This is a genomic window from Leptolyngbya sp. FACHB-711, assembly GCF_014695615.1.
In the GTDB taxonomy this organism is placed as follows: domain Bacteria; phylum Cyanobacteriota; class Cyanobacteriia; order Elainellales; family Elainellaceae; genus Leptolyngbya_A.
Map to the genome: position 1 here is coordinate 1 of NZ_JACJOR010000334.1, position 13,289 is coordinate 13,289.

12 protein-coding genes are annotated in these 13,289 nt (G+C 54.5%); 6 read left to right on the forward strand and 6 right to left on the reverse strand.

Features of this window, described 5'->3' with window-relative positions; translation table 11 throughout:
* The coding region (gene hemL, locus H6F80_RS13690) for a glutamate-1-semialdehyde 2,1-aminomutase (RefSeq protein WP_190792096.1) at nt 1-1,019 on the reverse strand (1,019 nt) is incomplete at its 3' end.
* A 475-nt stretch (nt 1,020-1,494) separates the two neighbouring features.
* On the opposite strand from hemL, the gene hisIE reads away from it, so the two are divergent.
* A complete protein-coding gene (gene hisIE, locus H6F80_RS13695) occupies nt 1,495-2,139 on the forward strand; it encodes a bifunctional phosphoribosyl-AMP cyclohydrolase/phosphoribosyl-ATP diphosphatase HisIE (protein WP_190792097.1) in 645 nt (214 codons plus the stop codon).
* Between the two features lie 55 nt (nt 2,140-2,194).
* Here hisIE and H6F80_RS13700 read toward each other — a convergent pair whose 3' ends face one another.
* Nucleotides 2,195-2,968, reverse strand: coding sequence for a lipoate--protein ligase family protein (locus H6F80_RS13700; RefSeq protein WP_190792098.1), 774 nt, complete (start codon nt 2,966-2,968; stop codon nt 2,195-2,197).
* 206 nt (nt 2,969-3,174) lie between these two features.
* On the opposite strand from H6F80_RS13700, the gene H6F80_RS13705 reads away from it, so the two are divergent.
* The 3 genes from H6F80_RS13705 to H6F80_RS13715 all read left to right on the forward strand — a co-directional run bounded on the left by H6F80_RS13705 (nt 3,175) and on the right by H6F80_RS13715 (nt 6,455).
* Nucleotides 3,175-3,942: a precorrin-2 C(20)-methyltransferase gene (locus H6F80_RS13705; RefSeq protein ID WP_190792099.1), complete on the forward strand. Its 768-nt coding sequence runs from the start codon at nt 3,175-3,177 to the stop codon at nt 3,940-3,942.
* Between the two features lie 193 nt (nt 3,943-4,135).
* Entirely contained in the window at nt 4,136-5,239 is a 1,104-nt protein-coding gene (locus H6F80_RS13710; protein WP_190792100.1) for a TonB family protein, read from the forward strand.
* Nucleotides 5,181-6,455, forward strand: coding sequence for a bifunctional heptose 7-phosphate kinase/heptose 1-phosphate adenyltransferase (locus H6F80_RS13715; protein ID WP_242067343.1), 1,275 nt, complete (start codon nt 5,181-5,183; stop codon nt 6,453-6,455). The genes H6F80_RS13710 and H6F80_RS13715 overlap by 59 nt, the downstream gene beginning before the upstream one ends.
* 34 nt (nt 6,456-6,489) lie before the next feature.
* On the opposite strand, the gene H6F80_RS13720 is transcribed toward H6F80_RS13715, so the two are convergent.
* The 4 genes from H6F80_RS13720 to cruF form a co-directional block, all read right to left on the reverse strand.
* On the reverse strand, nt 6,490-7,002 hold the full coding sequence (locus H6F80_RS13720) for a DUF456 domain-containing protein (RefSeq protein ID WP_190792101.1): 513 nt from the start codon (nt 7,000-7,002) through the stop codon (nt 6,490-6,492).
* Nucleotides 7,003-7,234: 232 nt separating this feature from the next.
* Nucleotides 7,235-7,888, reverse strand: coding sequence for a cofactor assembly of complex C subunit B (locus H6F80_RS13725; protein WP_190792102.1), 654 nt, complete (start codon nt 7,886-7,888; stop codon nt 7,235-7,237).
* Between the two features lie 352 nt (nt 7,889-8,240).
* Complete coding sequence (gene cruG, locus H6F80_RS13730; protein ID WP_518523577.1) at nt 8,241-9,491, reverse strand: 2'-O-glycosyltransferase CruG; 1,251 nt, start codon at nt 9,489-9,491, stop codon at nt 8,241-8,243.
* Between the two features lie 147 nt (nt 9,492-9,638).
* On the reverse strand, nt 9,639-10,556 hold the full coding sequence (cruF, locus tag H6F80_RS13735) for a gamma-carotene 1'-hydroxylase CruF (protein ID WP_190792103.1): 918 nt from the start codon (nt 10,554-10,556) through the stop codon (nt 9,639-9,641).
* Between the two features lie 268 nt (nt 10,557-10,824).
* On the opposite strand from cruF, the gene H6F80_RS13740 reads away from it, so the two are divergent.
* Together H6F80_RS13740 and H6F80_RS13745 are read left to right on the forward strand one after the other, a co-directional pair.
* Nucleotides 10,825-12,000: a F420-0:Gamma-glutamyl ligase gene (locus H6F80_RS13740; protein WP_518523578.1), complete on the forward strand. Its 1,176-nt coding sequence runs from the start codon at nt 10,825-10,827 to the stop codon at nt 11,998-12,000.
* Between the two features lie 33 nt (nt 12,001-12,033).
* Complete coding sequence (locus H6F80_RS13745) at nt 12,034-13,227, forward strand: GNAT family N-acetyltransferase (RefSeq protein ID WP_190792104.1); 1,194 nt, start codon at nt 12,034-12,036, stop codon at nt 13,225-13,227.
* Nucleotides 13,228-13,289: the final 62 nt, after the last annotated feature.

Here is a 13,289-nt window from a genome sequence, read left to right on the forward strand (position 1 = left end):
TCCGTTAGCTTTTTGGTGACGCGATCGAGATACTCGTAGGTTCCGGGACGCTTCAATAGCTCCAGCGTTTTGATACCTGCAGTCATTGCCAGCGGATTGCCGGAGAGCGTGCCTGCCTGATACATCGGACCTGCGGGAGCAACGAGCTGCATGATATCTTTGCGTCCACCATATGCGCCCACGGGCAGACCGCCGCCGATGACTTTGCCCATTGTGGTCAGGTCAGGGGTAACGCCAAATCGCTCTTGTGCGCCGCCGTAGGCAATGCGGAATCCGGTCATCACTTCGTCAAAGACGAGCAGTGCGCCGTGTTCTTTAGTGAGTTCGCGCAGCCCCTCCAGGAATCCAGCATCGGGAGGAATAAAGCCTGCGTTACCAACGATTGGCTCCAGGATTACGCCCGCGATTTCATTGGGATTTTCGGCAAAGAGGGCTTTGACAGCTTCCAGATCGTTGTAGGGCGCAGTCAGGGTGTTTGCAGTTGTGGATTTGGGTACGCCCGGAGAGTCAGGTAAGCCCAGGGTTGCGACGCCGGAACCTGCTTTTACCAAGAACATATCGGCGTGTCCGTGGTAGCAGCCCTCGAACTTGATCAGCTTCTCGCGTCCAGTAAATGCTCGCATCAGCCGCAGCACTGCCATACAAGCTTCTGTGCCGGAGTTGACGAAGCGTACCATTTCCACGCTGGGCACGGCATCGATCACCATTTCTGCCAGCACGTTTTCCAGATAGCAGGGCGCACCAAAGCTCGTTCCCTTCACCAGGGCATCTTGGAGGGCGGCAATCACTTCGGGGTGAGCATGACCGCAAATTGCTGGACCCCAGCTTCCCACGTAGTCAATATACTGGTTGCCGTCTACGTCCCACATATATGCGCCTTGAACATGGTCAAAGACGATCGGCTGTCCTCCAACAGACTTAAACGCCCGCACCGGGGAATTGACTCCACCCGGCATCAGCTTTTGGGCAGCAGCAAAAATTTCTTCTGATTTTGTCGTTTTAAGACGAGTAGTAACCAAATCTCTCTCCTCTTGAGCAGCTTAAATCGAGTAATTTTGTATCGTTTGCTTCGCAGTTGCTTCGCAGTTCCGCAAAGGGGGCATTGAGCGGATGCTGAGCTTGAGATCTTGGGGGCGATCGCAGCAGTGCGTCACGCTCTGTCAAAATAGCTCCTTCATTATCCTATCGAGTTGGGAATCCAACTGTGGGGGAATTCAGGAAAAGCAAATTTATTGTAAGAACGCAATTTTAAGGCATTACGTTTCAGGCAAAATAGAGAGTATTTCTACTCATCCTCTAGTCAGTGCAATTGATCCGTGCCAATTGATCTGTGCCAATTGCTTAGCGCAAATCGAGCGGTGGGATGCCAGGGATTTGAGAGTCACGATTTGAGAGTCGCGATCGAACAAAAGCCTATCGATAAATTTCCTGAAAGCGATCGTCGCAGCTAATAATAGACATTGATCATCAACACCGCTTGCAGCAGGTTAACCCATGTCCTCCGTTCAATCCTCTACCTTCGCTATTCCGCTGGATCAGATTCGCTACAACGAGCAGGGGCTTGTTCCGGCGATCGTGCAGGACTATCTCGACGGTACGGTGCTGATGATGGCGTGGATGAATCGCGAGTCTCTGCAAAAAACCCTGGAAACGGGTGAAACCTGGTACTGGAGCCGATCGCGCTCTGAACTCTGGCACAAAGGCGCAACCTCTGGACATTTGCAGCAGGTGAAAACGATTCGCTACGACTGTGATAGCGACACGCTGCTGGTGACAGTCGAGCAACAGGGCGACATTGCCTGTCATACGGGAGAACGAAGCTGCTTTCATCAGATTGACGGTCAGATTCAGCCACCGCCTGCGGATACCCTGTCTCAGGTGTTTGAGGTGATTTGCGATCGGCGAGATCACCCTAACCCCGATTCCTACACTTGTAAGCTGCTGGCAGGGGGCGATAACAAGATCCTCAAGAAAATTGGCGAAGAGTCGGCAGAAGTGGTGATGGCATTTAAAGATGATGACCCGGAGGCGATCGCCGGAGAAGTGGCAGATTTGCTTTATCACACGCTGGTTGCCCTGGCGCATCATAAAGTGGATATTCGTCAGGTTTACCGCAAGCTTCAGGAGCGCAGACGCTAGGCCAATGCTGCCTGTGCGGTGGTGTCTGTCAAGTAATGTTGTCTGTGCGGTAGGGTCATCCTCCGATCGATCGCCATTCTGATTCGGTCAAAGGCTGGGTTACAAATTCGACATCAAACGTCTCGCAGGCAGCAGCAATCAGGGCCTCAATGACTTTTTGATACAGGTCATTTTGATACGGATCTGGCAGGTCGAGCAGCGAGCAATCGATCGCCTCTATAGGTTGACCAAACACCTGCTCAAATAGCCCCGGATCAGGCTGAAGCCGCATTGAGCCATGCTGCAAAATTGCATTTCCCCGCCGCAGTTGGGCACTGCCGATTAGCTTCTCTCCGTTTGGCAAAACGAGATCGGCTGCGGTCGCCGTGCCAAAACAGTTGGGATTGTGGATGTAGCCCCTTCCTGCCGTACCGTAGTGCAGCTCTACGCCGATCGCCCTCCAGCCCCGAATCAGAAATTCACAAATCTTTTGGTATGCCTGCATTCGCGTTCCCTCAATCCCGGAGGTCACAACAGCATAGGTGAGGTCGCCCTGATGCAGCACGGCTCGACCCCCGCTTGGACGACGCACAAGGTCTAGCGGCTGCTCGTTCCAGATTAGGGTCTGCCAGTGGTCGGGAACCTGTCGCTGATGATAGCCGAGCGAAATTGCCGCCGGATGCCAGGTATAAAAGCGCAGTGTTGAGGGGTGCTGGTGGTGCTGATGTTGCTCTAACAGCCAGCGATCGATCGCCATTTGCTGGGAGCCGGGAGCCAGGAGGGGGGGGATGAGCCGCCAGGTGTTGGGAATCGGGAATTCGGGGGGTGAGGTGGGGGGGGAGTCTGCCATTTATTTTTGAGATGGGGGCGGGGGAGTAACTTGTTTTAGGATGGGGTGAGTTTAGCCCGTAGGGATTGGGCTATGGTGGGATAAAAGTGGGAATGAGTTGAGCGGCGATCCCTATGATATGAGGGAGGATGAACTCGATCGGCAACCTGGTATTCCTGGTATTTCTGAACGATTGAGAGAGTTTGTGTGAGAAGCTAGGGTGACGTATGGCGCATTCGATCGGTACACTTTTTGGCATTGGGGCGGGCGCAGGCGATCCAGAGCTGATCACAGTGAAGGGGCTGCGGATTTTGCGGCAGGTTTCGATCGTGGCATTTCCAGCAGGGGTGCGGGGAAAGCCAGGAGTCGCAGAGCAAATTATCGATCCGTGGCTGCTGCCGGAGCAGAAAAGACTGGCATTGACTTTTCCCTATGTGCAGGACGACGCGGAGCTGACTCAGGCATGGGAAACGGCTGCCGATCGGGTCTGGGAAGAGCTGCGTTTGGGGCAGGATGTGGCATTTGTTTCCGAGGGAGATGTAAGTTTTTACAGCACTTTCACCTATCTGGCGCAAACCCTGCAAGCAAGGCATCCGGAGGCGATCGTTCAAACCATTCCGGGAATTTGTTCACCGATGGCAGCCGCAGCCGCGCTGGGAATTCCTTTAACGGTGAGGGCACAAAAACTTCTGGTGCTGCCTGCGCTGTACAGTGTTACCGAATTGGAAACGGCACTGGCAACCGCAGATGTTGTGGTTTTAATGAAAGTGAGTTCGGTGTATTCGCAGGTTTGGTCGGTGCTGAAGCGATGGGGGCTGCTGTCACGCAGCTTTGTGATCGAACGCGCCACCCTACCCAACCAGGTCATTTATGCTGACTTGAGCGATCGTCCCACCCTAGAGCTGCCTTACTTCTCGCTGATGATTGTGCAGAGTCGGGATGCAGCACAGGCTCCGCTGGCGGTGGCAACTTTCCAGAATGAGCCGCAGTCGTGATTACAGTTCCGCAATTACAGTTCATATGTGCAGCGGTCATTCTAGGGGTCATTGCAGTCCTGATAGATTGAGCCATGTTGTGAAAGGGGATGCGGTAGGATCAAAAAGTTTCGTCAGGGGCGAAGTTTGGATCAGGAGTTCAGTTCGGTTTCGATCGCTATTTTTTCCATCGGTGCTTTAGTGAGTCGGCAATATGTCATCCTCCTTGCGGTTTCAGGATTTTTCAACCCTTCAGAAGAACGCGCAGCAGTGGCTCAAGCACCCTGCCGTTTGGTCGGGCATTGTCTCCGTAGGAGCGCACGGCTTGCTGTTTGCCCTATTGCCCCTGCTGCCCAGCGATGCTCTCAGGGAAAATCCGCCTGATCTTCAGCGATCGGTCGATCTAGTTGAACTGACGCCCGAAGAACAGCAGCGATTGCCGGAGTTTTCGAACGAGCTGCCCGTAGAGCTGCCATCGATCGCCCAAACACCGTCTCAATCTCCGTCTGATTTGTTTACCACGCTGCCGCCGCTGTCCAACGAGACACTACCGCCGATCGCGCCTTCTTTTATCAATCCACTGCCGCTGCCCTCGTTCCCGATTTTCCCGATTCTGCCGCCGTCCCGGACTCCGCTTCAGATTCCTGCCCCGACTGTGCCTCCGAACCCACCAGCCAGCCCTTTGCGCTCTCCTTCTCCCGAGGCTTCTCCTTCGGCGGCAGCTAGTCCGCAGCCGAGTCCTTCCCCGGCTTCTGATGCCCCGGCTCCCGATGCCAGTTCCGCTCCTGAATCTCCACCAACCGCTGAAAATCCGCCTGCTCCATCACAGCCCAGCCCCTCAGAGCAGCTTATTGCCCGGCAGCAGGAGCTACGGCAGCTGTATACCTATAACCCGGAAGGAACCAGCAACGAATCGGCTTTGCAATCGGATACCGACTGGCTGAAGCAGGTTACTGATAGCCTGGGCGAAAACTGGGACGAAGACGCCCAAGAGAACCTCGATCGCGACAAGATTGTAGAGATAGCGGGAGCTTATCCCAGAGCTGCCTGTATTCGCCGTCTATCGGCTTCAGTGATTCTAGGGGTGATGGTGGACGGAGAAGGCAAACTGCTGGAAGAACCCGTGCCGCCTGCGATTCTCAGAAGTTCGGGCTACGCCGTTTTTAATCAGCTCGCGGTCGAGGCAGCCGCTGCTCATGCTTTTGAAGCTGCCGAAAAACCGCTCCCTTACCGGGTCCTGGTTAAGTTTGAGCCGAGCAATGAAGTTTGTCCGCCCGGAACGGCTCCTGAATCGGCTCCAGAGGCTCCGCCGTCCTGAGGAAGAATCTCACTCGGTCGAAGAATCTAACGATCGAGGTATGACGGAAATTCTCCGATCACGGTATCTGTGGGGTACTTGCGGAATTTACTCTGTCTCTCCGCCCTTCCCCGTTACTGTGATCATCCTGGATACTCCGTTTAAAGCGCATCTTCGCGCGATTGCCGATCGCCTGTTTTCACTGATCGATCGCTTCTCGCAGGCAAAGGTACTGGTGATTGGGGATTTGACGCTGGATGAATTTTTGACAGGGCAGGTGGAGCGGGTGTCGCGGGAAGCTCCGGTGATGATTCTGCGGCACGAGCAAACCGAGAGAACGCCGGGTGGTGGTGCAAATGCGGTGTATAACCTAGCGAAGCTGGGAGCACAGGTGCAGGCAGTGGGTCTAGTGGGCGACGATGAGCAGGGAATCGCGCTTCGTAATCTGTTCGTCCAGGCAGGCATCGATACCGCAGGAATTTTTGTTGATCCCGATCGCCCAACCGTTACCAAAACCCGAATTTCCGGTCATGCCCGCCAGTCGGTAACGCAGCAAATTGTCCGAATCGATCGCAAGTCCGACCGCGCTCCCCGTTTAGAGCTTCAGCAGCAGCTTGCCACCTATATTCGCCAGCACGTTCATTTCGTGGATGCAGTGGTCTGTTCGGACTATGGCGATCAAACGCTGGGGCAGCCCGTGATCGATGCGGCACTATTTCATCCCTACACAATCGTCGATGCTCAACAGCAGCTCGAGCGCTATCGGGGCGCGTTTTTGTTCACGCCTAACCTCCCTGAAGCTGAAAAAGCGGTCGGCTACGCAATTACCGATGAGCAAAGCCTCAGCCGCGCCGGACATGATTTGCTAGAGCGCACTAAAGCCAAGTTTGTGCTTATCACCAGAGGCGAAGCCGGAATGACGCTGTTCGATCGATCGGGTGTGGAGCAAACCGTTCCTGCCTTTAACCGCACTGATGTGTTTGACGTAACAGGAGCAGGCGATACGGTCGCGGCTGCGCTCACCCTGGCCCTCACCGCCGGAGCCTCACCCTGGGAAGCGGCAATTCTGGGTAATCTGGCAGCGAGTTTGGTGGTGCGCCAGTTCGGAACCGCGACGACAACACAAGCCGCAATGCAGGCTGCTCTGAAGGATTTGCTAAGCGGCAGTCAAGACGACCGCATCACCGAACCCCTGCGCGAACGAGCCGCTGCTCCAGAGGAATTCAAGAATGCCTAGCCGGAATGTTTGCTGGAATAATTAGCCGGAATACCTAGCCATACACCTGCGGCCAGGTAGTGAACAGAAAGACGACCACCGGGACGATCGCCAGCAGGAGTTCGATGATATTACCAACCATAGTCCCGACAAAAATCCCGATCGCCGCCCGAAACGCCCGCTTCAAATCCCGCTGATACAGCAGCTCCCCTACAATTGCCCCCAGCAGCGGACCAATTAGCAGCCCCAGCAGCGGGCCTCCAAACGGCAGTGCAGGCAGCAGCCCAAAGACGCCCACCAGCAACCCGACGATCGCGCCAATTTGCCCCCAGCGGCTCGCCCCCGCCTTTTTTGCCCCGTAATAAGCTGCCAGAAAATCAATGCCTAGATTTGCCAGCAGCACGACGATCGCGACGGCAAGCGGAATCCAAATTTGGCTAAAGCCCTGAACCAATCCCCAGATAACGATCGCCACCAGAATTAAACTCGCACCTGGAAGCGCGGGAACGGCTGCGCCGATAACGCCGAGGATCATAACCGTGACCAGGAGCCAGTAGAGGAGGAGCATGGGGGTGAGGGGGTGAATGAATGGGGAAATAGATGATAGATGAATGGGATGGGTTGTCTAAGAGCTTAGTAAAGGCGGGACTGCGATTGTGGAGAGGGTGAATTTTCCGTGGAGAGAGCAATTTAAGAAGTCTAAAATAGAATGCTCCTGTCGATGCAAGTCTTCTAACCAAGAGGTGTAGCCTGCGAATGAAATCACTCCTTGCTCTCCCTCCCCCTATCTCCTCATCCCCTCACCCACCACCCACCTCAGCTAAGGCAAGACTATTCGCTAGTTTATCCGTGATCCCGGCAATCCAGGTTTCATCCTGCTTGGTATAGCTGCGGGGAGCGTTTGCACCCAGGATCATAACGCCCACTTTGCCGATCGGCTGACAAATCACGCCCTGAGTATTTTCGGGCAGATAATCAAACTCGATGCGTCCGGGATAAAGGGCAAGGTTAACCAGGTAAACGGGCTTTTGGCTCGAGAGAACGCGCTGCACGATCGCCCCTGGTATTACCTCTGGATTGTTGCCCAAAATGCCGCGCCTCAGCAGCACCCGATCGCCATACCAGACCAGGATTGATCGCGTAACAGTATTCGTCAGCAGCAAATGGGACGACCAGGCAAGCTCGGTTTGAATTGATTCAGGCAGATCTTCCGCCAGGTCAAATCCTTCTTCGCCAATGAGTTCCACAGCATCGGGTAGTTTTGGCTGAACTTGCTGCCAGATCAGTCCGGTCAAAATCAGAATCGCGCTGAGAATCACGCCCATCACATCCGATCGTGCCTGCGAGTCGGTGAGGGCAGGGGTGAGGAGCCGATTTAGCATCAGCAGCGTACCGCCAAGAATGCCAACGGCGATCGGCAATTGCCGTAACACTGCATTTTGATCTTTAGCCATCGCTGCTTTTTCCGGTGGAAGTCTGATTCTTTTTATCTTACCTAGCGGGATCAGGGGATTACCTCACCTGAGTCGACGCGACACTAGAACGAAAAATCAGGCTGTGTCATTTTGTCATCTAAAATTCACATCGCCATAACAAGGCTGACAAACCCGGCTGATAGCTTATAAATCACAGGTGAATGAATGCTGCGGAGGGGTAGTGGGCTGCAATCTCTGAGCAATCCGAAAGGGTTCTCACAGCGGCTACTCCTCTTTTTCCGTTGGATACCCCTTCGATCGAGATTCAACCAGCCCGAAGAATTTTCTGACTGCGGTTAACCCAGCGTCAGATCAAGAAACAGCATGACCATTATCCCTCCTGTCCTTTTGCATCCAGAGCCGCATAGCTTCTGCCGCGCCACTGAGTCGGAGTGCGGGTCGAAGACAGCCAGATTCGCAGCACCGCGATCGGATCAGCCAGGGGAGACAGCCAGAAGCTCCAGCTTGCATTTGCCTGGGAGAAATCGTAAGACACAGCAATACCCAACAGCAGGGCAAACCGGATTGCGACTAAGCCTGCATTTAGCCCAAACGCTGCCCAGATTGGGAGAGACGTGAAGCCCAGCGCGATCGTAACAGCAAACCCGATCGCCCCAATCAAAGGAAGTCCCTGAACGGCAATTAAAAACCCCAGATCGCCCCATTTCTGTGACGGAGTGCAGGCATCTTTTAAGTCGAGCGATCGTCCCCACTCGCGCCAAGTTTCTGCCATGCCTTCGTACATTCGCACCTTTAGCACTCTGGAACCATCCAGGAAGCCGACTTTTGCCCCCAGCCGAGCTGCATTTCGTGCCAGCGTCACATCATCACAAAAGGAATTTCTTGCGCTGGAGTAGCCCCCCAGTTGGGTTAAAAGCGATCGACGGCAGAGAAAGCACTGTCCATTTGCCATCACGCGATCGGCTTCGCCTGACCGTTCTCCGGCTGCCCCGAAGCGATAAACCAGTGTAATCAGCAGCGCAGGCTGGAGCCACCACTCGCCCAAATCCTTCAGGATAAAGCGAGGGGCAAGCGAGATCAGATCGTAGCCTTCCTGGTGAGCCGTTTTAAGAATGCTGGCAACAAGTCCGGGCTGAGGCTGGGTATCGGCATCGACGCCCAAAATCCACTCGCTGTCTTCGGAACTGTAGAGAAAGCCGCTGTGCAGTGCCCACGGGCGACCGACCCATCCTGGCGGCAAGGGGTCATCGGTTAGTAGGCGAAATCGCGGATCGGCCAGCTGGGCTGCTTTTACCAAATCCGGTGTACCGTCCTGCGATCGGCTATCGACCACAATGATTTCTCGCACTTCGTAGCCCTGTCGCGTCAGCCCTTCCAGGCAGCCTCCGATCCGATGTGCCTCATTCAGCGTCGGAACGACAATACTCACCCTGCCAATCAGATCCGGCGTAGCCATTTGCGGCTGAAGCGGGGGTAGTCGTCGGGGAGCTTGCAGCAAACGAGACAGCAGAATTGCGACAGCAGGTAACTGAATTACGAGCAGCAGCAGGGCAAGGGCATTCATCCAGCCAGAGCGAGGATCTGCACCAGGGAGAAAGTCAAAAAGCAGTAGAGTTTGCACAGTTTCAGCGTTTGCGATCGGAATCGATGAGGAAAAAAGGCGAATAAAAAAGCAATGAGGAAGTTTCCCCACTGCTCATTTTGACATCGAAAGGCTGCGTTCAAAGACGATTCGGCGATCCGTCCACAGCCTTTACTCGAAATTGAGCTATTTGGATGTAACGGCAACCGGAGTCGGATTACTCACGCTGTCAGCCAGGGAAAGAGACGCAATCGCGCGATCGCCTCCACGCTGAGCCAGCCACCAGCAAACGACCGCCGGAGCCACCCCCGTCAGTAATCCCAGACCCAGCGGAATCCAGAAGCCTGCCCCAATGCTGAGCACCGCAGCAAACACAAAGTTGCCGAGATAGACCACAAGCGGAAGTCCAAGTTCCTGACGATCGATCGAGATGGTTTGCTGACGCCAGAGGAAAGCAGCCACAGTAATATAAACGACCCCTGTGCCAAACCAGCCCGCAAAGTTTTGATAAGGCATTCCAAAAAATGCGCCGGGGGTGTGCCAGTACCAGAAGGGGAGAGCAGCCTGGCTCATTGCCGGGTCAAGCACAAAATCCCAGGAAGTGAGCATTAGCGAACCCAGAACCACGGCACCAATCTGCCCCAGCCAGCCCAGCTTGCCGGACTTGGCGACGCTTAAGCCTGCCCGTGCCAGCACGTATGCCGAGAAGCCAAGATAAAACCAGGAGAGGGGAATTGTAAACGGAACCAGTCCACTAATCTTGTAGCCCAAGCCGCTGAGATAGCTGTAGTGCCCGAAGGGAAAACCTGTGCTGGTTCCCATCAGTTCGCTGGTTAGGGAGATGGACACTGCCGGGATCATAAACGTCAGCAGGTTTCGTAGACCTAACATGCGACAAGCATAGACTGCTACCGCGATCGTTGCCAGCACCATGTACAAAACGCCGCCGCCCGCCAAGCTCCAGGCATACATAGTTTGACCCGCAGGCAGATAAGCTAAAAATTCAGGGTGGGGCATGACGAGCAGGATTCCTGCCAGTCCAAATGCCATCGACACCAAATGTCCAATCAAGCAATACCGCTCGATCCGCTCCAATACACTCATCTCAGGCTCCCCGTGCGTAGACACTCACAAGTCCAGACTAATTAGTGAAATTTACAAAATTTAATCTGTCTCACGATACTACTGTAAAAGAAGTCAGGCTGTAAATTAGCAGAAAAAGATTGGGATCAGGGGGATGGCGAGTTAGGGAGTTGGGGGGATAAGGATTAATCAGGATTTTGGTGCGGCGTGAGAATTCGTGGTGGGATGTCCAAAGTCGATTAGACTGCATAATGAACATTTTTAAGCAATAGAAGCGGAATCAAATACTGTGTCGATCGCCGGAATGATTGGAGTTGGTCTTGCCGTCGTAGTCGGTTTAGTCCTGCTGGGGCTGATTGCGTTCGAGGCGAAATATCGTCAGCGTCCAGGCAACCGCTTAGAGGTGACTGCCGGGGAATGGAATTTGCCGATTTATGAGCCGGATCATTATTTGGCGATCGGCGAGATAGAGCTGATTAACCAGACCAAAACACTGGAAATCATGGTTCCGCAGCTCTGGGCGGAGGCAACCCTGCTCTCGAAGGGAAGCCTGGAAGGAATTACGACTGAAATTCGCGTGACGCCCCGCCATCCTGATGCCCCTGCCCGTCCAGATGGCTACTGGTTTGGTTATATTGTGAAGCGGAAGCCCACTAAGGCAGAAATTGCGATCGACCTTCGCGGTAAGAAATTAACTGAGCTTCAGTCGGTTTGGGTACGGGTTCACTACATTACCTACGGGCCTCAGGGACGGATTCCCAAAGTCAAACATATTATTGTGCCGCTCAGCTTCCCCAATGTCGATGAGCCGAGACGGTGGCGACCGACGACCCGCGCTGACGTTTTACCGATACGAACTCACCTGCTGACTCACCTGGATGATCCAGTGGAGATTGTGAAGCGGTACGTTATGCCTCATGCACAAGATGGCGACGTCGTCACGATCGGCGAAACGCCCGTTGCCCTCATGCAGGGTCGGTTCCGGCATCCCACCGAGATTAAACCGGGCTGGGGGGCGCGTCGCATCTGCTATTTCTTTATGCCTACCTCCAGTCTGGCAACCGCTTGCGGCATGCAAACCCTCGTAGATATTGTGGGACCGTGGCGCGTGCTGTTTGCCTTTATCGGCGGCTCGATCGCCAAAGCCGTCTTTAAAAAACCGGGAATGTTCTACCAATGGGCAGGGGAGCAAGCCCGTCTGATTGATGACGTGACCGGAACGCTGCCGCCCTACGATCAATTTATTGTGCTTGGACCCGATCGTCCGCAGCAGGTGGTAGAGCGAATCTACCAAGAAACTGGGCTTCAGGCGGCGATCGTAGACGTGAACGACTTGAAAGCAGTTAAGATATTGGCAATGACGCCTGGATTGTCAAGTGATCTGCTGAATCAGGCATTGCTCCACAATCCAGCCGGAAATGCTGACGAACAAACGCCGATCGTGCTAATTCGTCCAACAGGTTAATGCCCAAAAGCTAATCATGCTTCCCTGTGACCTATGACTTCTGCCCCTCCCCAAACTAACGTGACGATCCGTGCCTTTCAGTATCGCGATCTGGAAGCAATCACCCGGATGATGGGTGCTGCGGAAACGAACACAGCGACCTCGACTGAAGCAACGCAGCGATTGCAGCAGTTGTGGCGGTGGTATGGGCTGCTTAAATGCCTCAGTTTGTTCCCAAACCCGTTTCAGCATTCGATTTCGGCTTACGTCGCTGAGCAGGACGGGCAGCTATGCGGCATGGTGCAGGTGTCGCCCTTTAATCGGACCCGCAGTACGTGGAAAGTCGATCAGGTCTGGGTTGATCGATCGACCCTGGGCGGGCAAACCTTGGCAATGGATGTGGGCTCTCAGCTTTTACGCCACTGCTTTCAGACGATCTGGGAAGCGCGAACCTGGATCATTGAAGTCAATGTGAACGATAGCGAAACCCTTGCCCTATATCGACAAAATGGCTTTCAGACTCTGGCACACCTCACTTACTGGGAGCTTTCCCCAGAGCTCTTGCAGGCACTTGCAGAACGCAAGCACGATCTGCCCAATTTGCTTCCGGTAGGCAACGCCGATGCTACGCTGCTGCACCAGCTTGATACGGTTTCCATGCCGCCCTTGGTGCGCCAAGTGTTCGATCGCCACGTCACCGACTTCAAGAGCGGGCTAATGGGATCGATGCTGCGTCAGATGCACCACTGGATGCACCAGTCTGAGCAGGCGCGAGGTTATGTGTTTGAGTCTCAGCGCAAAGCGGCGATCGGCTATTACGAGCTTCAGCTTTGCCGTCACGGTCATCGTCCCCATGTAGCAGATATTACGGTTCATCCGGCGTACACCTGGCTCTATCCCGAACTGTTTGCTCAGATGGCAAGAGTGGTGCGCGACCTGCCCGTTCAAACAATGCGAGTTGCTTCGACTGACTATCAGCCAGAGCGGGAAGCCTTCCTGGAGCGCATTGGTGCAACCCGGATCGAGCATACGCTGATGATGTCGCGATCGGTCTGGCACAAGCTGCGAGAGTCTCGCTTCTCGCTAGAAGGACTCCAGCTCTCTGAAGTGCTGCAAGGATTCCAGCCTGCCCGTCAGCCCATTCCCGGTCGGTTTTCGCTGCTGGATTCGATCCGTCCTCAAGCATCCGAAAAATCTGACACACCGCCGCTTGATCCCGGGAACACGAACCCGCCTGAAAATTCCTGAATGTTTCTGAAAGTACCTCGAAGAACGCCTTTGCTTCCCTGATCCCTCTTTCCTCGGCTCCC

Coding starts and splice junctions, on each gene's coding strand:
- hisIE (WP_190792097.1), top strand. CDS start 1,495: ATGTCCTCCGTTCAATCCTCTACCTTCGCTATTCCGCTGGATCAGATT.
- H6F80_RS13700 (WP_190792098.1), bottom strand. CDS start 2,968: ATGGCAGACTCCCCCCCCACCTCACCCCCCGAATTCCCGATTCCCAAC.
- H6F80_RS13705 (WP_190792099.1), top strand. CDS start 3,175: ATGGCGCATTCGATCGGTACACTTTTTGGCATTGGGGCGGGCGCAGGC.
- H6F80_RS13710 (WP_190792100.1), top strand. CDS start 4,136: ATGTCATCCTCCTTGCGGTTTCAGGATTTTTCAACCCTTCAGAAGAAC.
- H6F80_RS13715 (WP_242067343.1), top strand. CDS start 5,181: ATGAAGTTTGTCCGCCCGGAACGGCTCCTGAATCGGCTCCAGAGGCTC.
- H6F80_RS13720 (WP_190792101.1), bottom strand. CDS start 7,002: ATGCTCCTCCTCTACTGGCTCCTGGTCACGGTTATGATCCTCGGCGTT.
- H6F80_RS13725 (WP_190792102.1), bottom strand. CDS start 7,888: ATGGCTAAAGATCAAAATGCAGTGTTACGGCAATTGCCGATCGCCGTT.
- cruF (WP_190792103.1), bottom strand. CDS start 10,556: ATGAGTGTATTGGAGCGGATCGAGCGGTATTGCTTGATTGGACATTTG.
- H6F80_RS13745 (WP_190792104.1), top strand. CDS start 12,034: ATGACTTCTGCCCCTCCCCAAACTAACGTGACGATCCGTGCCTTTCAG.